The organism is Nonomuraea sp. NPDC003560 (assembly GCF_042878785.1).
Taxonomy (GTDB): Bacteria; Actinomycetota; Actinomycetes; order Streptosporangiales; family Streptosporangiaceae; genus Nonomuraea.
Genome location: NZ_JBIAOF010000011.1, coordinates 369,968 through 394,719, shown reverse-complemented (window position 1 = coordinate 394,719; position 24,752 = coordinate 369,968). Strand labels below are relative to the sequence as shown.

Genomic DNA, 24,752 nt, shown 5'->3' with positions numbered 1-24,752 from the left:
CGTCGGGCTTCGGGCTTCGGGCTTCGGGCTTCGGGCTTCGGGCTTCGGGCTTCGGGCTTCGGGCTTCGGGCTTCGGGCTTCGGGCTTCGGGCTTCGGGCTTCGGGAGGAGGGTACGGCGCCGCGGTAGGCCGTCTGTGATCTGAGGTTCAGGTCCGTTCGTGGAGCCTTCGTCGCCACCAGGCATCCAGGTGTCGCTCTGTGAGTTCGAGGTCCGGATCGGGCAGGGTACGACGGCGTAACTGTCGATCAAGCCTGCTCACGATGCGGCGCCAGGGTGATGGAACCGAGCGCGGACCAGGGGTGACGTTTCTGATCGCCGGTCAAGGGGGGGGAGCCCAAGGGCGTGTCAGGAGTGATGGTGCTGACTGCCGACCAGGGGACGACGTTCCGGGACGCGGGTCAGGGGACGACCTCGAAGGACACGTCCAGGGTGATGGTGCCGGGGGTGGGTCAGGGGTGGCGTTCCTGGATGCGGATCAGGTTGCCGGAAGGGTCGCGGACGGCGCAGTCGCGGACGCCGTACGGCTGGTCCATCGGCTCCTGGACGATTTCGGCGCCGCTGGCCTTCAGGCGTTCGAAGGTGGCGTCGAGGTCGGTGGTGGCCAGGTTCACGCCGGCGTAGGTGCCCTTGGCCATCATTTCGGTGATGGTGCGGCGTTCGTCGTCGGTGATGCCGTAGCCGTTCGCGACCGGTGGTTGCAGGACGATGGAGGTGTCCGGCTGGCCGGCGGGGCCCACGGTGAGCCAGCGCATCCCCTTGTAGCCGACGTCGTTGCGTACCTCGAAGCCGAGGGCGTCACGGTAGAAGGCCAGGGAGGCTTCCGGGTCGGTGTGCGGGAGGAAGCTGGAGTGGATGGTGATGTCCATGGAAGTCACGCTAATTGGGGTCAGGTAATCGCGGTCTCTCGGTTCCTGATGGGTCTGGTCACCTGTTTCGCCACGCACGACGGCATCCCCGCGGTCGCGCTCGCCGCGCGGCGACGGTAGACGCTGGGTGGCACGCCGACCAACTCGGTGAAGCGGGTGCTGAAGCTGCCGAGCGAGGAACAGCCGACCGCGAAGCAGACCTCGGTGACGCTCATGTCGCCGCGGCGCAGGAGCGCCATCGCGCGTTCGATGCGGCGGGTCATCAAGTAGCCGTACGGGGCCTCGCCGTACGCGCGGCGGAACTCGCGGCTGAGGTGGCCGGCTGACATGTTCACGCCGCGGGCCAGGGCTTCGACGTCGAGCGGCTGGGCGTAATCGCGGTCGATGCGGTCGCGGACGCGGCGCAGCAGGGCGAGGTCACGCAGGTGCTGCGCTTCGGCGGGTCTGCTGGTCACATGCGCCATCGTACGTCGGCCCGAGGTCGGCCGGGACCGCTGGGCCGCCCAGCTCAGGGCGCACCCTCCGCCGTACGAACGCCCCCGACACGAGTCCGACATGCCGAAAAGAACCAGGCATCGAAGACAATCAGCTGGAAGGCCAGGTTCCGGCCGCGCAAGAGGGCCAGCCGAGGGCCGGATCGCGAATCACGGAAGGAGACAGACGGGCAAGGGCCTCGACCACAGGCTGCGCCGTGCTCCCCGGCGACCGGACCACAGCTCATCCAACAGAGCGCAGACGTCCCAGTTCCCAGCACTCCGACCGAGCGCAGACGTCCCAGTTTCCAGCACTCCGACCGAGCGCAGACGTCCCACAGCTCAACCGGCGGAACGCAGACGTCTGGGCATGGAAAGAGCCGGGCGCTGGGTGCGCCCGGCCCTTCAGAGGCAGGTGGGGATCAGGAGATCCTGCGCCGGCGGCAGGACCTCCTTGATCACACCTGCTGGCTCAGCGCCTTCCGCAAGCGGTCGTTCGCCCGCTTGACCTCGCGTCGCGCCCGCTGTACGCGGCTTACGCGCAGGATGAGACGCTGCTCCTCCGCTTCGCGGTGGAGAGTTTGTATTCGGTCGTTGACCAAGTCATGAAACAGATACGGCACGGCCAGGCTCCTGGTGGAAGAAGTGCTCATCGGTGTTCTTGTTCTCTCTCGCTCGTTGGGCTGGTGGGTGGTCAGGCAGCGACCGGGTGCTTGCGGGGACGCCCGCGCGGACGCTTGCGGGGAACGACTGTTCCCCTGAGGATCAGTTCGCCGCCCCAGACGCCCCAGGGCTCCTCGCGCTCCAGCGCGCGGGCCAGGCAGGCCTGCTGGATCGGGCAGCCGCCGCAGAGAGCCTTGGCGAACTCGACGTCCTCGGGTGACTCTGCGAACCACAGGTCAGGGTCGGTACGACAGGGGATCTTGGCTTCGTCGATCAGGTCCATGATCGTCTTGGCCCCCATCTGCTTCTCCTTTTGATCGAGCTTTTTGATCTTGGTCGGGCACCTCGGAGGTGGTCGGGGATCGCGGAAAAACAAAGAGGCCGCGGATCCTGTGTGCGGATCCGCGGCCTGGGGGCTGCTATGTGCCGGTCAGGTTATGACCGGAGCATCCCTCCAGGGTTGCGGACCGCACAGTCCACCCTTGGTGAGCTGGTTGGTCGGGGCAGCGATACCTGCGCCATAGACAGGAACGCCTTGCGGAGCGGCGACACCCGCGTGAGCCCTCGCACGAACGGCGGGGGCCTGGCTACGGGCAGACTTCTCCTGCCGCAGCTTGGCCGGCCCATCGGCGAGCCTCACCGAGTCACGGCACGCGGAAGCGAGCCACTGCGTGGCCGACATCTGGATGCTCATCACCGGGGCTCACCTCCACTCATCAGATCGTCGGAAACAGGAGTGTCCGACTCGCTTGTCCATGACCCTAAACCGGGAAGCCAGGAAGGGGCAACATATTTTCTACCTGCGATTTTGTGACACAACCACGGTGTCACAACGTGCTGCGAACCGACTACTTCGCCACGCGGATCATCGCCTCCTGGACGACGGAGACCACGAGCTCGCCCGACGCGGTGAACATCTCGCCGCGCGCGAGTCCCCGAGCCCCCGCCGACCAGGGGGCCTCCTGTGCGTACAGGAGCCAGTCGTCGGCGCGGAACGGGCGGTGGAACCACATCGCGTGGTCCAGGGACGCGCCGATCACGTTCGAGGCTCCCCAGGCCATGCCGTGGGCCAGCAGGATCGTGTCCACGAGCGTGAAGTCCGAGGCGTACGCGGCCAGCACGACGTGCAGCAGCGGGTCGTCGGGCAGGTCGGCGTCGTAGCGGAACCACACGTTGGTCTGGGCGCTGCGCAGCTCGGGGTTGAGGTGCGCCTCCCACGTCAGGGGCGAGACGTAGCGGGCGTCCACGGGGCGCGGGCGCGAGAGCCACTCCCGCAGCTCGGGGTGGTCGCCCAGCACCTCCGACATCCTGTCCTGGAACGTCGGCAGCGTCTCGGGGGCGGGCACGACGGGCGCCACCGACGCCTGGTGCTCCACGCCCTCCTCGAAGATGTGGAACGAGGCCGACATCGTGAAGATCGCCTTGCCGTGCTGGACGGCGACGATCCGGCGGGTGGTGAACGACCGGCCGTCGCGCAGGCGCTCGACGTTGTAGACGATGGGGATGGACGGGTCGCCCGGCCTGATGAAGTAGGCGTGCAGCGAGTGGACGTGCCGGTCCTTGGGGACGGTGCGGCCGGCCGCCACGAGGGCCTGCGCGGCCACCTGGCCGCCGAAGACGCGCTGGATGCGCTCCTCCGGGCTTCTGCCCCGGAAGATGTCAAGCTCGATCTGCTCAAGGTCGAGCAGGTCGAGCAGCTCCTTCAGCGCCTCGTTCACAGGGCCCCCTCACAGACGAACCTTCCATGGACAAGTCTGACGTGCCACGCCTGTTCCCCCAAACCCGCCCTGCCTTGCCGGAATGCTCCCGTCCCGCCGTTTCGCCCGGTGGGGAAGGGGCTCACGCGCGAGGGGGCCGGGCGTACGTGAGGGATGTCACCCGCGGCACAGGGCAAGGACCGCCTCGCCGTACCGGTCGACCTTGACCCGGCCGATGCCGGCGATCGACAGCAGCTCCTGCTCGGTGGCCGGCGCGCGTTCGGCGATGGCCTGGAGGGTGACGTCGGTGAAGACGACGTACGGCGGGATCTTGGCCTCCTTGGCGGTGGCCGTGCGCCAGACCTTGAGGCGTTCGAGCAGGGCCTCGTCGTAGTCGGCGGGACAGGTCGCGCAGCGGCCGAGCTTCTGCTCGGCGGCGGCCACCAGCGTCTTGGCGCACACCCGGCAGCTCACCGGCGCGGCGACCGTGCGGCGTTCGCCGGCCGGGGTCGTCATGCGGGGCGGTGTGGAAGCGCGGCCGGTGAGCCCGTCGAGGAAACGCGAGGGACGGCGGCTCTTGCGCCCGCCGGGCGCGCGGGCCAGCGCCCAGGAGAGCGACAGGTGCTCGCGGGCGCGGGTGACGCCGACGTAGAGCAGCCGCCGCTCCTCCTCGATCTGCTCGGGGGTCTCGGCGTAGATGATCGGCAGCATGCCGTCGGTGACGCCGACCAGGAAGACCGCGTCCCACTCCAGGCCCTTGGCGGCGTGCAGCGAGGCGAGCGTGACGCCCTCCACCGGCGGCGCGTGCTGCTCGGAGGCGCGGCGTTCCAGCTCGGCGACGTACGCGGGCAGGTCGGCGCCCTCGGCGGCCATGTCCTCGGCCAGGTCGGCCAGCGCCTTCAGCGACTCCCACTTCTCCCTGGCCTTGCCGCCGCCGGGCGGGGACGGGGTCAGTCCGACCCCGGTCAGGATGTGGTGCACCTCCGAGGCCAGCGGCTCGCCCGCGGCCGACCGCGCGGCGCCGCGCAGCAGCACGACCGCCTGCCGCACCTCGGGACGCTCGAAGAAGCGCTCGGCGCCGCGCAGCACGTACGGGATCTCGGCCTTGGACAGGGCCTCCTCGTAGGACTCCGACTGGGAGTTGACCCGGAACAGCACGGCGATCTCGCGCGAGGGCACCCCCTTGTCCAGCAGCTTCCTGATGGCCCGCGCGACGCCGGCGGCCTCGGCGGGCTCGTCGTCGTAGTCGGAGAAGACCGGTTTGGGGCCGTCGGGGCGCTGGGCGATGAGTTCGAGGCGGTTGGGGGTCTTGGACTTGGCGATGACCAGGTTGGCCAGGTTCACGACCTGCGGGGTGGAACGGTAGTCGCGGACCAGCCTGATGACGGCGGCCTTCGGGTGCTCGACGGCGAAGTTGGTGAGGTAGCGGGGGCTGGCGCCGGTGAACGAATAGATGGTCTGGTTGGGGTCGCCGACCACGCAGATGTCGTCCCGGCCGCCGAGCCAGGTGTCGAGCAGGAGTTTCTGGAGCGGGTTGACGTCCTGGAACTCGTCCACGACGAAGTAGCGGTACTGCTGGCGGATCTGGGCCGCGACCTCCTGGTGCTCGGTCATCACGGCCGCGGTCAGTTCGAGGATGGTCTCGAAGTCGACCAGGTGGCGTTCGCGGCGGATGCGCTCGTACGACTCGTAGAGCCGGGCCACCTCCTCCGGCGAGCCGGGCGGCGTCCGGTGGTGCTTCGCGGCGGCGGCCACGTAGTCTTCGGGGCCGATCTGGGAGACCTTGGCCCATTCGACCTCGGCCGCGATGTCCCGCAGCTCGGACCGGTCGGGATTTTTCCGGATCTGGCGGCAGGCTTCGACCAGCACCGGCAACTTCGACTCGATGACCGAAGGGGCCTCGCCGCCGATCACCCGCGGCCAGAAGTAGGTGAGCTGGCGCAGGGCGGCCGCGTGGAACGTACGGGCCTGGACGCCCGGCGCCCCCAGCGCCCGCAGCCGCTGCCGCAACTCCCCCGCCGCCCGGGTGGTGAACGTCACCGCGAGCACGCTGGGCGCGTCGACCACCCCGCTGCGCACGGCGTGGGCGATGCGATGGGTGATCGCCCTGGTCTTGCCCGTGCCGGCGCCGGCGAGCACGCACACCGGGCCGCGCACCGCCTCGGCGACCTCCCGCTGTTCCGGGTCGAGGCCGCTGAGGACGTCATCCACGCTGTTCACCCGATCTTCCTCCCCGCAAGTGGCGCCGAAGCACTTTATTCTGGCAACATGCGGCCCGACGTATGTTCATAGTCACCGAGATGCAAAGGAATGGTTGCTTCCCCCACAATGGGGCCGACCATGCCGCATGGGGGAAAGGAAGGCCGTGCGAACAGCGGTTTTCGCGGGCGCGCTGGTGCTCGCTGCCGTGGCGCTCACACCTGCCGTCGCGTTCGCGGCCGAGCCGCCCGTCCCCGTGGTGACCAATCCCACAGACCCCGACGGCCTCGGCGGGCTGGCCACGGAGACCCTTTCCTACGGCCGCCAGCGCAACCAGGACATGGACGTGTGGTGGACGCCCGACGGCCAGAAGCGTCCCGGCGTCTTCCTGATCCACGGCGGCTGGTGGTCCGGCGGCGACAAGAAGTACATGAAGGAGATCACCCGTAGTTACGCCGACCTCGGGTACACGGTCTTCAACCTGAACTACCGCCTATCCGGCGAGGCCGCCTGGCCGGCGCAGCGCACCGACGCGCTGGCCGCCATCGCCCTGGCGCGCAAGCACGCCGACCGCTGGGCCTTCGACGCGAGCAAGTACGTCATCGTCGGCTTCTCGGCGGGCGGGCACATCGCCGCCTCGGTCGGCACGTACGGCAACGGCATCGCCGGGCTGAAGGGCGTGGTCGGGCTGTCGCCGATCATCTCGCCGCTGCGCGCGTACGCCGACGGCGAGAAGACCGCCGACCACGACAAGCGCAAGCTGCGCGAGGCCGCGATCCGGCTGGCCGGCGGCTGCGAGCCCAAGGGCAAGTGCTCGCGCGTCTGGGCGAGCATGGAGGTGGCCTGGCACGCCAGCGCCAAGGACGCCCCGATGCTCACGGTGCACTCCGAGGACGAGTTCGTGCCGCCGGCGCAGAGCCAGCTGCTCAAGCAGATGCTCGGCCAGGTGGGCGTGCCGATGACGATCATGACGGCGCCGGGCACCAACCACAGCGCCCCCCTGTACCGGGAGCCGGGCGTGGCCGAGCGGGTGCAGGCCTGGATCGCCGAGCGCATCGGCTAGAGGGCCCCGGGTAGGGATTAAGCGGGCGCCTCCGCGTTGTTGCACCGAGCGCCTGATTTTCCTGACCTTGGAGGGACAACCCGACATGGCGCTCACGGTCTACAGCACTACCTGGTGCGGCCCCTGCAAGCGGCTGAAGTCCCAGCTCGCCCGCGAAGGCATCGCGTTCAAGGAGGTCGACATCGAGCGCGACCCGGCCGCCGCCGAATTCGTCATGAGCGTCAACAACGGCAACCAGACCGTTCCGACGGTCGTGGCGGTTTCCCGTTCAGGGGTGGAGCACGTCAGGACCAACCCCAGCGTCATCGAGGTCAAGCGCCTGCTCGACTCCTAGGACGCGGAAGGGGAGCCCTGCTTCGGACTCCCCGGCTCCGCTCGGCAGGTCACCAGTCGCCGACGAGCTCGCCGCCGTACCACGTCTCGATCAGGCGGCGGGCTATCGACACCGGGGGCGGCAGGCGCACCTCGCCCGACCGGAGCGAGGCCACCAGCTCGTCGCGGGTGAACCAGCGCGCCTCGGCGATCTCGTCGGCGTCGGGGGTCAGCGCGGTCGTGGTGGCGTCGGCGAAGAAGCCGAGCATGAGGCTGCGCGGGAACGGCCAGGGCTGGCTGCCCAGGTAGCGCGGGTTGACGACGTGGACGCCGACCTCTTCGGCGACCTCGCGGACCACCGCGTACTCCAGGGACTCGCCCGGTTCCACGAAGCCCGCCAGGATCGACAGGCGCCCCTCGGGCCACTGGGGGCCGCGGGCCAGCAGGCAGCGGTCGTCCTCGTCCCTGATCAGCATGATGACCGCCGGGTCGACGCGCGGGAAGTGCTGGCTCGCGTCCTTCGGGCACACCCGGACGTGGCCGCCGGCCTGCACCGACGTACGGGCGCCGCAGCGCGGGCAGAACTGGTGGGTGGCGTGCCAGGCCTCCAGCGCCACCGCGTGGACCAGCAGGCCCGCGTCGCGGTCGCCGAGCAGCCCGCCCACCTGACGCAGACCCGCCGGAACCGGATGGCCTTCAGGCGTGTCGTTAAGGCTCATCGGCATCGTCACCCGGCCGTTGAGGTCGCCGGCCGGCGTGCCGGGCAGCGGCGCGGCCACCGCGAAGTAGGCGGTGCCGCCCTCGACGCCGAGCAGGTAACGCTCGCCCTGCGGCGCCTGCGCGGAGGTGTAGAGCACCGCGTGCACCTCGTCGCCGGCCCGCCGCACGAGAGTGTGGCCGTTGTCGATCACCAGCACCCTGGTCTCGGGGTCGGCCCACGCCTTCTCCAGCCATCTGTCGTCGGCACGCAGCGCCGACGATCTGTCGATGGTCCCCCGTGCCAGGAGCAGTGGGCCGATGAGTTGTTCTTCCGCGGTCTTTTCCACTGGCCGCCCCCTCCCCAAGTCGCTTGTCATCCTATGACCTCGCAGTTAGCCGCCGATTAGGGTGTGCGGGCCCCGGAGCGATCATTGTCAGGCTAAGATCATCGAGTTAGGTTAGCCTTACCTGATTCCTGCGGGGGTGCCTTCGCGTTGCGGCTCTACCTGACCGCGCTCAAGCCGACGGACTCGGTGACGTACGGCTTCCTGCCTGCGGCGCGGGCCCTCGGGTGCGAGGTGACCGTCCTGACCGACCGGCCGGAGCGGCACCCCGGCGCGGTGCGGTGCGACGTACGCGACCCGCGCGCTCTGATCGACGCGGTCGAGCACCTGGGCAGGCCCGACGCGATCTTCTCCAACTCCGACCACCTTCAGGCGGAGACCGCCCTCGCGGCGTCGTACTTCGGACTTCCGGGCAAGGACTGGCGGGCCTGCCTGGCCGCCAAGAACAAGTTCCTGATGCGACGCGGGCTCGCGGCGGCCGGCATCGAGACGGTGCGTTCGCTGCGGCTCGCGCCCGCCGATCCGGCGCCCGAGCGCCTGCCCCGGCCCGTGGTGCTGAAGCCCCGCGAGGGGGTGGCCAGCGAGGACGTCGTGCTGGTCGAGGACGACCTCCCACGCGCCGTGGCCGCGGCCAGGCGGCGGCGTCCGGGCGAGACGCTGGTCGTGGAGGAGTACCTCGAAGGGCCGCTGCGGACCCTGGAGACCCTCGGGGACGGCTCCACGACGCGGGTGCTGGGCGGCTTCGCGACCACGCTGGGCCCGCTGCCGCACTTCGTGGAGGAGCGGCTGGACTGGGCGCCCGCCGCCGACGCCCACGTGCTGGCCGCGCTGCGGGCCCTCGGGGTGGGCTTCGGCGCCTGCCACACCGAGTACGTCCTGACGCCCGCCGGGCCGCGGATCGTCGAGGTGAACTACCGGGCGATCGGCGACCACTGCGACTTCCTGCTGGCCGACGTGCTGGGCGTGCCGCTGTTCGAGTGGATCCTGCGCACCCACCTCGGGGAGCCGGCGCCCGAGCCGCCGCCCGCGCCCTGGCACGGCTGCGCGGTCAGCGTGGTCGCCGACCGGCCGGGCGTCGTCAAGGAGGGGCCGCCGGAGGAGGACGTCGAGGACGGCGGCGTACGGCTGTGGCACCGGCCGCTGCGGGCCGTCGGGGACGTCATAGAGCTGACCCACACGAACCGGGACTACCTGGGCGTCATCCGGGCCGTGGGACCGGACCGCGCCCGCGTGGACGCCGCCGTCGAGCGGTACCGGGCGGCCCGGCCGTGGGTGGTCGGGTGAGGTCGCGGGAGGCGTACCTGGCCGCCCGGGTGCTGGACGCGCTGGTCCGCGAGGACTACGGCGGGCTGGCCGCCCGGCTCGACCGGACCAGGTCCGGGGCCGGGCTGCTGCTGGCCGACGGGCGGTGGGTCCGGATGGTCCCCGGGTCGCCGTTCCAGGACTTCGTGGTGGCGCCGGACGAGCGGCTGGGGCTGGAGCAGGTGCTGGAGACGCTCGTGGAGGTGTCCGACGCGGCCGACGCCGAAGGGGTGGCGGCCTTCTTCGACGAGTGCCTGACCGCCCTGTCCGCGCTGGAGCTGCACGACGCGCACGCCGAGGAGGTGCTGCGGCGCGGGCCGTCGTACGAGTCGCTGGCGGCCTTCGCCGACCATCCCGTCTACCCGACCTCGCGGGCCAGGATCGGCGCCTCGGACCGCGACCTGCTGGCGTACGCGCCGGAGTTCGCCCCTTCGTTCGCGCTGAGGTGGGCGGTCGTCCCCCACGCCACCGCGGGACTTCCCGCGGACGTGCCCCGGCCGGCGGGCCGCGGTGTGCTGTTCCCGGTGCACCCGATGGCCGTCGGCGAGGTACGGAAGATCGACGGGGTCCGGGTGCTGGAGGAGGAGGCGGTCACCGTACGGCCCACCCTGTCCATGCGGACCGTCGAGGTGGGGCCGCGCACCCACCTCAAGCTGCCGCTGCCGGTGAGCACGCTCGGCGTGCGCAACCGGCGCTCGATCAGGGCGGGCACCCTGGACGACGGCGCGCGGGCCGAGCTGCTGCTGCGCCGGCTCGCCGATCCCGGCGTGCTGCTGGCCGACGAGCAGACCTACGCGCACGCGGGCCACGAGTACCTGGCGTGGATGGTCCGGCGGCTGCCGGAGGGGCGGATCGTCCCGGTCGCGGCGCTGGCGGTGCCCGGCGTGCTGGACGGACTCGGCCCGGACGTCCTGCCCCGCTACCTGCGCCTGCTGCTGCGCTGGAACGTGCGGCTGTTCGTCCGGTACGGCGTCGCGCTGGAGGCCCACCAGCAGAACCTGGCCCTCGTCCTGCGGGACGGCGGCCTGCGGCTGCTGGTCAAGGACAACGACGGCCTGCTGGCCTCGCCGTCGAGGCTGGCGGCGGCCGGGATCGACGTGCCGGCCTTCTCCGACGGGCGCATGCTCACCGACGACCCGCACGCGCTGGCCGACGTGTTCGTCACGATCACGCTGCACCTGGCCGCCGCGGCGGTGGCGTTCGCGGTGCTGCCGCCGGCGCGGGCGGCGGCCCTGGTGCGCGGCACGCTCGCCGAGGCGCTCGACGAGCACGGCGACCACCCCATGGCCCGGCTGCTGCGCGCCAGGACGCTCGACGCGGCCAGGCTCACCGGCAAGTCGATGGTCACCGCCGGGACGCTCGTGGCCAAGGAACGGTCCGGGGCGCGGGACGTGAACAAGTTCTACGGCATCAGCGGGCCCAACTACCTGAGGAGAGCGTGAATGGACGTCCTGGCCATCGGGACGCCGGCCGAGGAGGCGACGCTGGCGGCCCTGCTGCGGTGCTGCGTGCGCGAGGTGGCCGGGCCCAGAGGGCTGGTCTGGCCGGCGCCGCCGTACGTGCTGCTGCGGGTGGCGGGGACGCTGCTGCGGGCCCGTACGCACGGCGGGGCCGCGCTGCGCCTCGACGGGCCTCCGGAACGCCTGGAGAGCGGCTCCTGGCAGCCGCTGACGGTCGCCGAACTGGTCCGGCTGGCCGAGACCGACCTGGCCGACCTGGCCGGCTTGCCCGACCTGCCCGACCTGCCCGACCGGCAGGACGAGCATGCGCGCCCAGGCGGGAAAGCGGCGCACCTCGACGTCGAGCCCAACGGCGAGTTCGCCGGTCAGGTGGCCGCCAGCAGGGACGCCATCGCGGCGATCCTGGCGGCCAGGGCGCGGGCCGAGCCGCCCGCCGATCCCTGGCTGGCCTCGGAGCAGGCGCTCGTGTACGGGCACCCGTTCCACCCCACCCCCAAGGCCCGCGACGGCGCGGATTGGCTGCGCTACGCGCCCGAGGCCCACGCCGCCTTCCCGCTGCGGCTGCTCGCGGTACGCGACGACGCGCTGGCCGAGGAGGGCGACCTGACGGCGCTGGACGCGCTCGGCCCGGCGCCCGCCGGACACCGGCTGCTGCCCGCCCATCCGTGGCAGCTCGCCCTGCTGCGTCCCGCTCTCGGCTCCGAGCTGGTCGATCTCGGGCCGGGGCCGCTCGCCGTGCCGACCTCGTCGGTGCGGACCGTGTACGTGCCGGACGCCGAGATGTGCCTGAAGTTCTCCCTGGACGTGCGGATCACGAACTGCGTGCGCAAGAACGCCTGGTACGAGCTGGCCGGGGCCGTCGAGCTCACCTCCCGGCTGGCCCCGCTGATCGCCGAGGTCGCGGCGCGGCACCCGGCCGTCCGCTGGCTTCCCGAGCCCGGTTACCGCACGGCACTCGGGCAGCGCGAGGGCCTGGGCGTGATCGTCCGGGCGAGCCCGTGGACGGCCTGCGACCCCGGCGTCACCCCGGTCCTCGCCGCCGCCCTCGCCCTGGACGCCGCCCCGGCCGACCCCCTGGCCTGGTGGACGGCGTACGTGTCGGCGGTCGCGCTGCCGGTCGTGGACCTGTACGTCAGCCACGGCGTCGTCCTGGAGGCCCACCTGCAGAACGTGCTCGTCGGCCTGGACGCCGCCGGCCGGCCCGTCCAGGCGATCTTCCGCGACCTGGAGGGCGTCAAGCTCGTCGCGGGCCGCCACGACCTGGACGGGCTGCATCCGGCCGTGGCCGCCGCGCTCACCCACGACCCGGCGCGGGGCTGGGCCCGCGTCGTCTACTGCCTGTTCGTCAACCACCTCACCGAGATCGCCGCCACCCTGGCGGGCCCCGACGACGAGCTGCTGCGCGCGTTGTGGCGGGCCGCCCGCGACCTGCTCGCCCGCCAGGCCGCCGAGCTCGGGCAGCCGCTCCCGCTGCGTGACCTGCTGGCCGGGGCGCCGCTGCCCGCCAAGGCGAACCTGCGCGTGCGGTGGGCCAGAGCGGCCGACCGCAGCGCCGGCTACGTCCCGATCGCGAACCCGCTCGCATGAGCGGCGTGCTGGAGGCTGCGGCGCGGCTGCCCGCGTTGCCCGCCTACCTCTACGACCTGCCCGCGCTCGACGAGCACGCCGCGTCGGTGCGCGCGGCGCTGGGCGAGGTCGAGCTGTACTACGCGGTCAAGGCCAACCCCGACGCCGAGCTGCTGCGGGTGCTGGCCCGGCACGTGGACGGGTTCGAGGTGTCGTCGGCGGGCGAGCACGCGCACGTCTCCGCGCTGCTCCCGGGCGCGCGGCTGGCGCTCGGCGGGCCCGGCAAGACCGACGCCGAGCTGCGGCTGCCGCACCACCGCCTGCACGTCGAGTCGCCGTACGAGCTGCGCCGCCTGCTCGCGACCGGACTGGAGGCCGACGTGCTGCTGCGGGTCAACCCGGACCTGCCGGTCGAGGGGGCCGCGCTCACGATGGACGGCCCCTTCGGCATGGACGAGGCGGGGCTGGCCGAGTGCCTGTCGCTGTTCACCGGCCGCGTACGGCTGCGCGGCCTGCACGCCCACCTGGCCAGCGGCCTGAACGCCGCCCAGCTACTCCGCCTGGCCGGGGCCCTGCTGGAGACCGGGCATCGGGAGGTCAACCTGGGCGGGGGCATGGCGGTGTCGTACACGTCGGGCGAACGCTTCGACTGGGCGGCCTACGGCGAGGGCCTGGCCGCGCTGCGGGCCGGGCGGCGGCTGCGGGTCGAGCCGGGCAGGTCGCTCACCGCCTACTGCGGCCACTACGTCACCGAGGTCGTGGAGGTGAAGCGGGTGCGCGGCCAGGCGTACGCGATCGTCCTGGGCGGGACGCACCACCTGCGCACGCCGGTGACCAAGGGCCACGACCAGCCGTTCACGGTCCTGCCCACAGGAGGCGGGCCCGGGGTCGCCGGGGAGCCCGTGACGTTCACGGGCCAGCTGTGCACCCCCAAGGACGTCCTCGCCCGGAACGTGGTGACCTCGGTGCGGGCAGGCGACCGGGTGGTGTTCGGCATGGCCGGGGCCTACGCCTGGAACATCTCCCACCACGACTTCCTCATGCACCCCCGCCCCGCCTTCCATCACCTAGGACTCTGACGCCGGGACCGCCTCGACGAGCGCGACCAGCCCGTCGGCGTCGAGCAGGTTGACCGGCCGCACGGTTCTGTTGGCCCGGACGTAGTGGAAGGCCGCGCTCACCTTCTCCAGCGGCACCCCGGCCAGGTGCGACCACGCCAGCCGGTACGCGGCGAGCTGCACCGAGGCCGTGCGGGCCGCCTTCCCCCTGGGCGGGACGCCGGTCTTCCAGTCGACCACCTCGTAGCCGCCGTCGGGCAGCTCGAAGACGGCGTCCATCCGCCCGCGCACGAGCCGGTCGGCGATCATGGTCTCGAACGGCACCTCCAGGTCGACCGGCCGCCGGTCGGCCCACTCGCTCTCCTCGAACCGCTCCTGCAGCTCGGCCAGCCGCACGTCGGCCTCCTCCAGCTCCTCCAGCGGGTCGAGGTCGAAGTCGTCGATCAGCCGCTGCTGGTCCCACCGGCTCTCCAGCCACTTGTGGAACGACGTGCCCCGGCGGGCCAGCGGCGCGGGCTTGCGCGGCACCGGACGGCGGATCCTGCGGGCCAGCTCGGCCGGGTCGGTGGCCAGCGTGACCAGCGACGACACGGTCAGCTTGGCCGGCAGCTCGACGACGGTCGCCGGCCTGCGCCGGTTGAGCTCGCGCTCGCGCAGCAGCAGGTCGGTGTCGCGCTCCCAGGCGCGCAGGCGTTCCTCCTCGAACGGGCGCAGCGGCTCGTCGTCCTCGTCGGCCAGGTTGCCGGCCAGGGCGTCCTCGACCAGCCGGGCGCCGTCGAGCACCGACTCGTAGCGCAGGCCCTCGGGGGTGACCGGCCAGACGGCCTCGGCCGGCTCGGCGAGCAGCGGGTTCGTCGCGCCCTCGGCGAGGTCGCCGGCCCAGTAGGACACCCGGTCGGCCGTGTCGCGGATCTCCAGCAGGAACTCCGACGGCTCCAGCGGCTTGGTGGCGCTGCCCCAGCGGTAGCCGGAGGCGATGAGGTGGTAGTGGGCCCGGGTGACGGCGACGTACGCCAGCCGCCGCTCCTCCATCAGGTCGCGCTCCCGGCACCGCTCGTCGAACGCGGCCAGCTCCTCCTTGCTCAGCCCGCCCAGCCGGGGCAGGTCGGCGGCGTCGCCGCGCAGCGGGTAGGGCAGCTTGCGCGGGTTGTCGGTCCAGCGGCTGTTCATCACCGGCGTGGCCGGGAACACGCTGCCCGTCGCGATCGTGCCCTTCGAGCTGAGGAGCTGCGACAGGCCGGGCACGACGACGACCGGCCACTCCAGCCCCTTGGACGCGTGGACGGTCATCAGCTTGACGCTGTTGCTCTCGCCGACCCGGCCCGCCTCCAGCCCGAACTCCTCGCTCTCGGCCGCCTGGAGGTAGGCCAGGAACGCGCCCAGCGTCGGGTCCTCGGCGTCGCCGGCGAACCTGGCGGCCGCGTCGATGAAGGCGTCGAGGTCGGCCCGCGCGGCGAACGCCCCGGCCGTGCCGCTGCGGGCGGCCACCTCGATGTCCAGGCCGAGCCGGCGTTCGATCTCGGTGACCAGATCGGGCAGCGGCTGGGCGGTGTGGCCGCGCAGGCTGCGCAGCTCCTGGGCGAGCGCGACCAGCCGGGTGCGGGCCAGCGGCGAGAACGACTCCAGCCACTCGGGCCGGTCGGGCAGCTCGTCGAGCGCGTCGACCAGGCTGCCGCGCTCCTCGGCCAGGTCGGCGACCACCTGGTCGAGCGGGTCGTCGGCGCGGTGGCTCTCGCTCAGCTCGCGGGCCAGCTCCCTGGCGTGCTCCCCCAGCACCCGCAGGTCGGCCGGCCCGACCCGCCAGCGCGGCCCGGCCAGCAGCCTGGCCAGCGCGTCGCCGGCGGTGGCGTCGTAGAGCACGCGCAGGGTCGCCACGATGTCGCTGACCTCGGGCACGGTCAGCAGGCCGCCCAGCCCGACCACCTCGACCGGGATGTCGCGGTCCTCCAGCGCCTTGCGCAGTGCGGGGAACTGCGAGCGCTTGCGGGCCAGGATCGCGACGTCCTGGGGCTGGAGGGCGAGCGTCTTCTTGCGTTCCTTCTCGCCCCAGGGCAGGCCGTCGGGGGCGGTCTCCTCGCCGAGGATCCGGGCCACGCCGTCGGCGATCCACTTCGCCTCGTCCTCGGCGGTCTCGTGGAAGGCGCAGGTGACGCGGCCCCGGTCGACCCGGTTGGGCCCCGGCACCAGCACGGGCACCTCGCGGGCCTCCATGCGCAGCGGGAGCTGGACGCGGGCGGCGACGTCGAGCACCCGGTCGCCGTTGCGGAAGCTGACGCTGAGCTGGCGCACCGGCGCCTCCTCGCCCGCGCCGGTGCGGAAGTCGCGGGGGAAGCGGCGCAGGTTGCCCGCCGAGGCGCCGCGCCAGCCGTAGATGGACTGGCAGGGGTCGCCGACGGCGGTGACCGGATGGCCGCCGCCGTAGAGCGAGCGCAGCAGGACGAGCTGGGCGTGGCTGGTGTCCTGGTATTCGTCGAGCAGGACCACGGAGTAGCGGGACCGTTCGATCTCGCCCACTTCCTTGTGGTTGGCGGCGATCCGGGCGGCCAGCGACATCTGGTCGCCGTAGTCGATGACCTCGCGGCGGCGCTTGAGCCGTTCGTACGCCTCCACCAGCGGCAGCAGCTGCTCCCTGGCCGCGTGCACGCCGACCGGCTTGCGCTGCGCCACGGTCGTGCGGCCGGGCAGCGCGGCCAGCCGGGCCTCCAGCCACTCCCCCACCCGCCGCACGTCGGCGGGCCCACGCAGGTGCTCCGACAGCTCGCCGGCGAGTTCCAGCAGGGCGGCGGTTACCGAGGGCGGGCCCAGCTCGATCTTGTCCATCGGCCCGTCGTACAGGGCCACCACGCGCGAGGCGAGCTGCCACGACACCGCCGGGGTGACCAGGCGCATGGTGGGTTCGAGCGCCTCGCGCAGGGCGTGGTCGGTGACCAGGCGGGCGGCGTAGGCGTGGTAGGTGGAGACGGTCGGCTCGTTGTCGAGCGCGCCGGGCGCGACCAGGCCCGCCTCGGCGAGCCCGGTCAGGCGCTCCCTGACCCGGACGGCCAGCTCGGCCGCGGCCTTGCGGGTGAACGTCAGCCCCAGCACGTTCTCCGGTTTGACCAGGCCGTTGGCCACCAGCCAGACCACCCGCCCGGCCATCGTCTCGCTCTTGCCCGAGCCCGCGCCCGCCATGACGACCATCGGTTCGAGCGGCGCCTCGATGACCGCGGCCTGCTCGCTCGTCGGCGGCAGGATGCCGAGCTTGTCGGCCAGTTCGACCGGGTTCAGCACACCTGGCCCCCGTTGTCGTTGACCGGGCAGCTCGCCCGCGCCGCGCACGTGCGGCAGCCGTCGTTCACCTTGGCCTGGAAGAACGGGCCCGACATGCCCGTGGCGACGGTGTCGACCAGGTCGCCGGCCCAGCCGGGGTTCCTGTCGTCGGCCAGCGCGCCCTGCCGCTGCTCGGTGGCGGCGTTCTTGCCGGCCGCCTTGCCGAGCTGGACCAGCGCGGCGCCGCCGGGCTCGGTCATGCCGTGCCGGGCGAACGCGCCGAGCAGCGCGGCGAGCTGGTAGACGCCGAGCTGCGGATGCCGGTCGAGCTCGCCCGGCTTGGGCTTGGAGCCGCCGGTCTTCAGGTCGATGATCACCGCGCGGCCGTCGTCGTCGCGCTCGACCCGGTCGACCCGGCCCTTGATCTGCACGCCCTCGGAGACCGTGGCGACGAAGGACTCCTCGATGGCGACCAGCTCGCGCGGGTTGTCCTTCTGCCAGCGCAGGAACTTGCCGATCATCTGCTCGGCGACCTGGCGCTGCTTGCGGTTGTACCAGACGCCGCCGAAGTCGAGCTCGTTCCAGACCTGGTCGAGCCGCTCGCCCAGGGCGTCCTCGCCGGGCAGGTCGGTGGCGGCCAGCATGGCCAGCGCGTGGATGACGTTGCCGAGGCCCTGGGCGGTGCTGGTGCCCGCGGCGCCGACCGCCGTCTCCAGGAGCCAGCGCAGGCCGCACTTGGTGAAGCTCTCGACCGCGGACGGGGAGATGTTGACGATGCCGTCCGGCCAGCTCAGCGGGCGGTCATCGGTGATGGGGGTGAGGGCGTACCAGTCGTTGGGGTGGGCGCCCTGGACCCCGGCGGCGGCCAGGCGGGCGAGCTGCCGCGCGGCGCGCTGCCGGACCTTGGCCGGTTTGGTGGGGTCGGTCACCGCGCTGCGGAGGTCGGCCACCAGCGCCGACATGGTCAGCCAGCGCGCCCGGTCGTCGACCGTGGCCGACTCGACCGCGCCCGGCATCAGCTCCGACAGGAACCGGGAGGGCCGCTCGTCGGTGTCCTCGCCGCCGACCGCCGTGACCACCAGCCGCCGCCTGGCCCGCGTGGCCGCGACGTAGAACAGCCGCCGCTCCTCGGCCAGCAGCTTGGAGGCCAGCGACGCGGCGCTCGGCTCGGCGCCCTCGACCACCTCCACCAGGTCGTCGGCGCCCAGCAACGACCCGCGCAGCCGCAGGTCGGGCCAGACCCCCTCCTGGACGCCCGCCACGACCACGATGTCCCATTCCAGGCCCTTGGAGCGGTGGGCCGTCAGCACCCGCACGGCGTCGCCGTCGGGGGCGCGGTCGGCCAGCGTGTCGCCCGGGATCTCCTGGGCGGCCAGGTTGTCGAGGAACACCTCGGGGCCCGCCTTGGGCATGCGGTCGACGAACTTGGCGGCGTGGTCGAACAGCGCCACCACCGCGTCGAGGTCGCGGTCGGCCTGCGCGCCGCGGGAGCCGCCGGACAGGCTCTGCTCGGTCCAGCGCGGGCCCAGGCCGCTGGCGTGCCACACGGCCCACAGGAGGTCTTCGGCGGTGCCCTCCTGCGCGGCGGCCTCGCGGGCGGCGGCGAGCAGCTTGGCGACGCGTTCGGCGGGGAGGGCGACGTGCGGCTCGACGCGGGTGAGCTCGCGGGCGTCCTGGATCGCCGCCACCAGCAGCTCGCCGGACGACCGCGCCCCGGCCTTCCCTGCGACCGACTCCTCCTCAGGGGCCGGCTCCTCCTCCGCGACCGGCTCCTTGTCGGGGGCCGGCTCCTTCTCGGCGGCCCGGTCCTCCTCGGCCGGTCCCCTCGCGGTCGGCGGCTCCTCGGCGGCCAGGGCCTCGTTCTCGGCTATCTTGAGCGCCCGGCGCAGGCGGCGTACGCCGATCATGTCCGTGCCGCCGAGCGGGCCCGTCAGCAGCTCCTCGGCCACCCCCTCGTCGAGCTGCGCCGGGTCGAGCGCCACCCGCAGCATCGTGAGCAGCGGCCGGACCCCCGGCTCCTGGGCGATCGGCACCTCGTCGCCGGCGATCATCGTCGGCACCCCGGCGTTGACCAGCGCCCGCCGCAGCAGCGGCACCTGGCGCTTGGCCGAGCGCACCAGCACCGCCATGCGGTGCCAGGGCACCCCCTCGATCAGGTGCGCCCGCCGCAGCGTGTCGGCGACGATCGCGGCCTCCTGGCTGGTGCTGTCGGCCAGCAGGACGCGCGCGTCGCCGGGCTCGACGCCGGCCGCCGGGACCAGGTCGCGGTGGCCGTGCCGCTGGTCGTGGTCGGGGGCCGGGGCGATCGGCAGGCGGGCGGCGACCCGGCGCGAGGCCTCCAGCAGGTCGGCCCCGCTCCTGCGGCACACGCGCAGCGCCACCACCGGCGCCTCGCGCCCCTCGAGCGTCCTGAACCGCTCGGGGAACTTCATGATCCCCTGGACGTCGGCGCCCCGGAACCCGTAGATCGACTGGTCGGGGTCGCCCACCGCGACGAGGTCGCGCCCGTCGCCGGCGAGCTGGTCGAGCAGGTACTCCTGGGCCGGGTCGGTGTCCTGGTACTCGTCGACGAACACGACGTCGTGGGCGGCCCGCTCGCGCGCGCGCACCTCGGGCCTGGTCAGCAGCGCCGAGGCGGCCCCGATCAGCTCGGCGTAGTCGTAGGTGTCCTCGGGGTCGAGGTCGAAGCGGTCCTGGTAGCGCTCGTAGAACCGGCCGGTGGCGATCCAGTCGCTCCTGCCGTGCAGCCGGCCGAGCGCGACCAGCCGCTCGCCGTCGAGGCCGCGCTCGGCGGCCCTGGACAGGAAGTCGCGCACCTCCTCGGCGAAGCCGCGGGTCTTGAGCGCCTCGCGCAGGGACGGCGGCCAGCCGAGCGCGCCGTTCTCCAGCTCGCCGTGGAGCAGCCGGCGGATCTCCAGAAGCTGTTCGGGGCCGGTCAGCAGGCGCGGCGGCGCCTTGCCCTCCAGCACGGACTCGCGGCGCAGGAGCGCGTAGGCGTAGGAGTGGAAGGTCAGCGCCAGAGGTGAGCGGGTGGTGCGCCGCAGCCGCCCGGTGACGCGCTGGCGCAGCTCCTCGGCGGCCTTGCGGCTGAAGGTGAGGATGAGCACCCGTTCGGGGTCGGCCCCGCGCCGTTCGATACGCTCGACCACGCTCTCGACGATCGTCGTCGTCTTGCCCGTGCCGGGCCCCGCGAGGACGAGGAGCGGGCCGCTCCGGTGCTCGACCACGGCACGCTGATGTTCATCCAGCGCAGGAGGCTCAACAGGGCCTCCGCTGCCACGCCGCACCAACCGCCAGGTCTGACCACTCACAGCACTAGATTCCACCAGACCACACGGACAGATCGTGCCGACTTACCCGGTCTCCCGCCGCGATCCGCCTACCGTATCGAGGCAAATATCCGAATATCGTGCGACACGCCGAGGTCGCGGTTTCGCCGTGGGCGTGGCGCTGCCTGGGGCGATGCGACGATCCGCACGATTGCCCCACACACGCAGCGTTGTCTCTTGTAACGTTGGGTTGATACCCGCGCCTCTGCTAGGGGGTTGGTCACATGCGCTGGCAGGTCCACTCCGAAACGTCGCTCTACGCCGACCAGTGGCTGGACATCCGGATCGCGGATGTGGAGCTGCCCGACGGGCGGCACCTCGATCACCGGCTGGTCCGCACCGCGCCGGCCGCGGGCGCGGTCGTCACCGACGACAAGGACCGGGTGTTGCTGATCTGGCGCCACCGCTTCATCACCGACAGCTGGGGCTGGGAGGTCCCGCTCGGCCAGGTCGACGAGGGCGAGATGCCGATGGCCGCGGCCGCCCGTGAGGTCGAGGAGGAGACCGGGTGGCGTCCGGGGCCGCTGCGTCCGCTGATGTCGGTCCAGCCCACCAACGGATTCACCGACAGCCTCAACCACATCTACCGGGCCGACACGGCCACCCACATCGGCCCGCCCAGCGACCCCTGGGAGGCCGAGCGCATCGAGTGGGTGCACCTGTCGAGCGTCCGGCGGCTGGTCGAGGCCGGCGAGATCGTGTGCGCCACGACCCTGTCGGCGCTGCTCTACCTGCTCGTCGAGCGCCTTCCGGCCGCGCCGCGGCCCCTCGGGTACGAGCCCGGCAAGCCCTTCATGCTCTCGGACCTGCCGATCGACCTCTGAGGCCGCGCCCTCAGGAGAACAGGTGGTCGACCACGCGGGCCGTCGCCTTGCCGTCGTCCTTGGGCGCGTACGTGGCCCGGAAGGCCTCGTAGCGGTCGGCGTGCGCGGCGGCCACCTCGTCGATGGAGCGCAGCGCGTCGATCACCTCGGCCGACGTCGGCAGCACCGGGCCGGGCGCCTGCTCGGCCAGGTCGAGGTAGAGCCCCCGCTTGGCGGAGTACTTCGCCAGGTCGTAGCCGTAGAAGACGATGGGCCGGCCGGTGGCGGCGAAGTCGAACATGACCGAGGAGTAGTCGGTCACGAGGACGTCGGCGACCAGCAGCAGATCCGCCATGTCCGGATAAGTCGTGACGTCGTGGGCGATGTCGGGGACGGCGGGCATGGCCTGCATCGGATGGGCGCGTACCAGGATCTCATGGTCGGCGCCCAGGGCCTCGCGGGCCTTGGCCAGGTCGAGCTTGACCATGGCGTTCTTGCGGTCGTAGTCGCGCCAGGTCGGCGCGTAGAGCACCACCCGCTTGCCCTCGGCCAGCCCGAGCCGCTCGCGGACGGCGGCGGCCCTGACCTCGCGCTCGGGCGAGTTGAGCACGTCGTTCCTGGGCAGGCCGCTCTCCAGGATCTCGCCCTTGTAGCCGAAGGCCCGGCGCAGCACCGTGGTGGCCCACGGCGACTGCGACAGCAGCAGGTCCCAGCCGCGCACCTCGGCCGCCTGCCGGTACCAGATCGGCGGACGCGGGTCGCGGGCCATGTGCGGCTGGTCGTTGCCGATGCGCTTGGCCGGGGTGCCGTGCCAGGTCTGGAGCACGACCTGGTCCTCGCGGGCGCGGAACCAGGCGGGCAGGAACGAGTTGGTGACGATGTGGCTGGAGCGGGCCAGCGCAGCGTGGTGCTCGCGGCTGCCCGCCCGCACCGCCCGCGCGCCGCCCGGCGGCACGAACGCGGCGTCCTTGACGATCCAGATGTGCTCGCGGTCGTCGCCCCTGCGCAGCCGCTCCTCGTAGATGGCGCGCACGCTGTCGGCGTAGAGCCGGCCGTCGTTGACGACGTAGACGGTCGCGTCGTGCAGCGGCTCGGTGCGCTGGGCCGGGTAGAAGACGCGGCGCAGCACGTGGGTGCCGGCCACGCCCCGCTCGTCGCTGGGACGCCCCTCCTCCACCGTGATCACCGGCACGTCGAACCGGGTGGAGATCATCCGGTACGCCCGGCTGTCGACCGTACGCGGCTCCTCGTCGAGCCCCGGCAGGGCGGCGTGGTCCATCCGGAACGGCACGATCTCGCCCGACGGGTGCCGGAAGGACATGTTCCAGGTGCCCGAGGCCAGCGGCACGGACTCGCCGAAACGGTCCATGGACGAGGGCGTCACGCGGACGGAGAAGTCGTCGCCCGACCGCTCCATGGGCAGCGAGTACGACAGCCCCGACCGGTGGCGCAACGTCAGTACCCGGGGGCCGGGCGCGTCGGGGTAGTCGCCGCGCAGGACCAGCGTGGAGCCCTCCCAGACGGCGGAGGTGATCACCGGGCGGATGCGGTGGGCGGAGACCACGACGCGGTCGCGCCGGTCGCCGAGCACGGTGATCTCCCGGTCGCCCACCGGAGTGCGCGTCTCGACCAGGTCGCCGAGCATGACGGAGGCCGCCGGGTCGCCCTTGGGCTCGACCCACAGCCGCCGGCCGTCCTTCTCCTGGAGCAGCGCGGGCACGGCGAGCCCGATCAGCACCTCGGTGCCGCCGCCGGACGGCGTGAAGTCGGCGGCGATGCGGTGGCCGCCCAGCCTGGCGTGGCCCTTGGTCACGCTGCGGCCGGGCAGGAAGATCTTGAGTTCGAGGCGTTCGTCCTGGACGGACACGCCGGTCAGCTCGGCCCTGTTGGGCTGGAGCACGACCTGCAGCGCGCGGTCGGACGTCCAGACCGGACGCACCCACCAGCCGGGCTTCAGCTTGAGACCGGCCGGACGCTCGGGCCTGCCGATGGCCGAGCCGCGCAGCAGGCCGGTCGCCCGCGCACCACGGCTCCAGAAGACGATCTCGGCCCGCCAGGTCGTCGCGTCGGGCACCCCCGGACGGTGGCGCAACCGCCGCCGCACGGCGTGCACCATGCCGCGCACGGCCCCGCGCCAGCGCAGCGGCCACGGGCTCAGCTCGGCGGTGAAGCCGGACCAGTCGTAGTTGCAGCCGGGCTCGCGCGCGCCGTGGGTGGCCTCGGGGGCGAGCACCCGCTTGGTGCGCATGCGGATCGGCGGGAGCCAGCGCGGCCCGCGCAGCACCACGGTCGCCCAGTTGAACCTGCGGCTGCGGACCGACAACCCGGCCAGGTACGCGAAACCGGTGACGCGCAGCCTGCCGTCGACCCACACGATGTCGTCGATGTGGGTCACCGGCACCATGTCGGCGCGGCGCAGCCGGTAGAGGTCGGGCGGCAGCTCGTCGCGGAAGGGCAGGTCGGCGTACCAGCTCAGGCCCTTGCGGATGCGCTTGGACGGCTCGGCCGCCGCGGTGACGACCTTGACCAGCGTCTCGCCGTCGACCAGCTCGTCGTCGGGACGGTGCTCGATCAGGTGGCAGATCACCCGGCGGGCGACGGGCAGGTCGCGCTTGACCTCCGCGGCCACGCCGGCCAGGTAGGGGCGGATCAGGGTGAGCAGCTCGCGGCGCCGGGCCGGGCCGCGCTTGACCGCGAGGTCGATGCGCGACCCCAGAGGCCCGCTGAGCACCTCGGTGTCGAACGCCGCGTCGCGGCCGCCGGGCCCGACGGCACGCATGACCGCCTCAAGAGGCTCGCCACGATCGCAGAGATCCTGGACAGCCTTGAGGCGGTCGGCGAGCGTGTCGCCGCTGTGGCGCTGGGCTGTGACGCCGGTGGCCATCGTGGAGGCACCGCCTTTCGGGCCTGTCAGTGTTCAGCCCATGGTAATGGGAGTCACATGTCACAGAATCGCCTCAACGGCGAAACCGCAGGTCAGGACCCTTACTGAAAATCGGCTGAACGCCCGTCCCAGCGCGCCTTCCTCATGTCCACCCGTTCGCCGCGCAGCGGGGTGCCCTCCTCGCGCCAGTGGGCCAGGCATCGTCGCAGGTGGTCGGGGGCGGCGCCGCTGCCGTCGGCGTGCACGACCCGCCACCACGGGACGCCGCCGCCCAAGGTGGACATCACCTTGCCCACCTGGCGGGGGCCGCCCTCCCCCAGGTATTCGGCGATGTCGCCGTAGGCCATGACCTTGCCGGGCGGGATGCGTTCGACCAGGTCGAGCACCCGCTCGGCGAAGGGGTTCAGGGGGTCCATGCGGCCGGGCCCGCGTCGATGATCTCGTCGAACTTGCCGATCTCCATCACCGTCCCGCCGGACAGGACCTCGATCACGCCGTCGCGCAGCGCGTAGAGCTCGCCGTCCTCGCCCACCAGGCGGGCGCCGAGCGCGGCCGACAGCCGCAGGAGCTGGGCCACCTGCCAGTCGGAGCCGGGCTCGCCCACGACCTGGCCCTGCCAGCGCGCCACCGCGTGCCGGCCGCCGTCGTGGCCGGCCACGATCTCCTCAGATCCGCGCAGCTCGAAACCGGCCGGCGCGATGGCCTTCGCGAGCTCCGCGAAGGCGAGTGGCGACTCGCGCACCACCCGCAGCTCGTATCCCATGACGCGCGACCATAGCGGAT

19 protein-coding genes are annotated in these 24,752 nt (G+C 72.6%); 7 read left to right on the top strand and 12 right to left on the bottom strand.

All coding sequences use genetic code 11. The features are described from left to right. Positions 1-451: 451 nt before the first annotated feature. The 6 genes from ACFYUV_RS37400 to ACFYUV_RS37375 all read right to left on the bottom strand — a co-directional run bounded on the left by ACFYUV_RS37400 (position 452) and on the right by ACFYUV_RS37375 (position 5,912). Positions 452-868 (bottom strand): VOC family protein, encoded by a 417-nt coding sequence (locus ACFYUV_RS37400; protein ID WP_352352819.1) that lies wholly within the window; start codon positions 866-868, stop codon positions 452-454. 20 nt (positions 869-888) lie between these two features. Further along, a complete protein-coding gene (locus ACFYUV_RS37395; RefSeq protein ID WP_387677410.1) occupies positions 889-1,332 on the bottom strand; it encodes a helix-turn-helix transcriptional regulator in 444 nt (147 codons plus the stop codon). A gap of 467 nt (positions 1,333-1,799) precedes the next feature. Beyond that, the gene (locus ACFYUV_RS37390; RefSeq protein WP_357987333.1) at positions 1,800-1,994 is read right to left on the bottom strand and encodes a hypothetical protein; all 195 of its coding nucleotides are present in this window, start codon (positions 1,992-1,994) and stop codon (positions 1,800-1,802) included. 41 nt (positions 1,995-2,035) lie between these two features. Beyond that, complete coding sequence (locus tag ACFYUV_RS37385) at positions 2,036-2,305, bottom strand: WhiB family transcriptional regulator (protein WP_125636897.1); 270 nt, start codon at positions 2,303-2,305, stop codon at positions 2,036-2,038. Between the two features lie 547 nt (positions 2,306-2,852). After that, entirely contained in the window at positions 2,853-3,722 is an 870-nt protein-coding gene (locus ACFYUV_RS37380) for an acyl-CoA thioesterase II (RefSeq protein ID WP_352352821.1), read from the bottom strand. Between the two features lie 156 nt (positions 3,723-3,878). Next, positions 3,879-5,912 carry an ATP-dependent DNA helicase UvrD2 gene (locus ACFYUV_RS37375; protein WP_387677485.1) on the bottom strand — a complete coding sequence of 678 codons (2,034 nt, stop codon included), beginning with the start codon at positions 5,910-5,912 and terminating at the stop codon, positions 3,879-3,881. A gap of 154 nt (positions 5,913-6,066) precedes the next feature. Between ACFYUV_RS37375 and ACFYUV_RS37370 the strand changes: the two genes are divergently transcribed. Together ACFYUV_RS37370 and ACFYUV_RS37365 are read left to right on the top strand one after the other, a co-directional pair. After that, positions 6,067-6,963 carry an alpha/beta hydrolase gene (locus tag ACFYUV_RS37370; RefSeq protein WP_387677405.1) on the top strand — a complete coding sequence of 299 codons (897 nt, stop codon included), beginning with the start codon at positions 6,067-6,069 and terminating at the stop codon, positions 6,961-6,963. Between the two features lie 85 nt (positions 6,964-7,048). Further along, on the top strand, positions 7,049-7,297 hold the full coding sequence (locus ACFYUV_RS37365; protein ID WP_358294331.1) for a glutaredoxin domain-containing protein: 249 nt from the start codon (positions 7,049-7,051) through the stop codon (positions 7,295-7,297). A 49-nt stretch (positions 7,298-7,346) separates the two neighbouring features. On the opposite strand, the gene nudC is transcribed toward ACFYUV_RS37365, so the two are convergent. Beyond that, on the bottom strand, positions 7,347-8,321 hold the full coding sequence (gene nudC, locus ACFYUV_RS37360; RefSeq protein ID WP_387677401.1) for an NAD(+) diphosphatase: 975 nt from the start codon (positions 8,319-8,321) through the stop codon (positions 7,347-7,349). Positions 8,322-8,468: 147 nt separating this feature from the next. Between nudC and ACFYUV_RS37355 the strand changes: the two genes are divergently transcribed. Genes ACFYUV_RS37355 through ACFYUV_RS37340 form a run of 4 tightly spaced genes read left to right on the top strand, consistent with a single transcriptional unit; the run spans position 8,469 to position 13,725 of the window. Further along, positions 8,469-9,602 carry a siderophore biosynthesis protein gene (locus ACFYUV_RS37355; RefSeq protein ID WP_387677398.1) on the top strand — a complete coding sequence of 378 codons (1,134 nt, stop codon included), beginning with the start codon at positions 8,469-8,471 and terminating at the stop codon, positions 9,600-9,602. Next, positions 9,599-11,062 (top strand): IucA/IucC family protein, encoded by a 1,464-nt coding sequence (locus ACFYUV_RS37350; RefSeq protein WP_387677395.1) that lies wholly within the window; start codon positions 9,599-9,601, stop codon positions 11,060-11,062. The genes ACFYUV_RS37355 and ACFYUV_RS37350 overlap by 4 nt, the downstream gene beginning before the upstream one ends. Continuing rightward, positions 11,063-12,667, top strand: a complete 1,605-nt coding sequence (locus ACFYUV_RS37345) for an IucA/IucC family protein (protein WP_387677392.1) — start codon at positions 11,063-11,065, stop codon at positions 12,665-12,667. It abuts the gene before it with no gap. Beyond that, positions 12,664-13,725 (top strand): type III PLP-dependent enzyme, encoded by a 1,062-nt coding sequence (locus ACFYUV_RS37340; RefSeq protein ID WP_387677389.1) that lies wholly within the window; start codon positions 12,664-12,666, stop codon positions 13,723-13,725. Before ACFYUV_RS37345 ends, ACFYUV_RS37340 begins: the two co-directional genes overlap by 4 nt. On the opposite strand, the gene ACFYUV_RS37335 is transcribed toward ACFYUV_RS37340, so the two are convergent. Next, positions 13,714-16,974 carry an ATP-dependent helicase gene (locus ACFYUV_RS37335; protein WP_387677386.1) on the bottom strand — a complete coding sequence of 1,087 codons (3,261 nt, stop codon included), beginning with the start codon at positions 16,972-16,974 and terminating at the stop codon, positions 13,714-13,716. The two genes, ACFYUV_RS37340 and ACFYUV_RS37335, sit on opposite strands and share 12 nt — an antisense overlap. Continuing rightward, positions 16,968-20,240, bottom strand: coding sequence for an ATP-dependent helicase (locus ACFYUV_RS37330; protein ID WP_387677482.1), 3,273 nt, complete (start codon positions 20,238-20,240; stop codon positions 16,968-16,970). The genes ACFYUV_RS37335 and ACFYUV_RS37330 overlap by 7 nt, the downstream gene beginning before the upstream one ends. A gap of 266 nt (positions 20,241-20,506) precedes the next feature. On the opposite strand from ACFYUV_RS37330, the gene ACFYUV_RS37325 reads away from it, so the two are divergent. Then, on the top strand, positions 20,507-21,106 hold the full coding sequence (locus ACFYUV_RS37325; RefSeq protein WP_358294344.1) for an NUDIX hydrolase: 600 nt from the start codon (positions 20,507-20,509) through the stop codon (positions 21,104-21,106). A 10-nt stretch (positions 21,107-21,116) separates the two neighbouring features. On the opposite strand, the gene ACFYUV_RS37320 is transcribed toward ACFYUV_RS37325, so the two are convergent. From ACFYUV_RS37320 to ACFYUV_RS37310, 3 genes are all read right to left on the bottom strand, one after another. Next, positions 21,117-23,969: a CDP-glycerol glycerophosphotransferase family protein gene (locus ACFYUV_RS37320; protein ID WP_387677383.1), complete on the bottom strand. Its 2,853-nt coding sequence runs from the start codon at positions 23,967-23,969 to the stop codon at positions 21,117-21,119. Positions 23,970-24,070: 101 nt separating this feature from the next. Continuing rightward, positions 24,071-24,385 carry an MGMT family protein gene (locus ACFYUV_RS37315; protein ID WP_352352833.1) on the bottom strand — a complete coding sequence of 105 codons (315 nt, stop codon included), beginning with the start codon at positions 24,383-24,385 and terminating at the stop codon, positions 24,071-24,073. Beyond that, positions 24,373-24,732 (bottom strand): hypothetical protein, encoded by a 360-nt coding sequence (locus tag ACFYUV_RS37310; RefSeq protein WP_352319288.1) that lies wholly within the window; start codon positions 24,730-24,732, stop codon positions 24,373-24,375. The genes ACFYUV_RS37315 and ACFYUV_RS37310 overlap by 13 nt, the downstream gene beginning before the upstream one ends. Between the last annotated feature and the right edge of the window lie 20 nt (positions 24,733-24,752).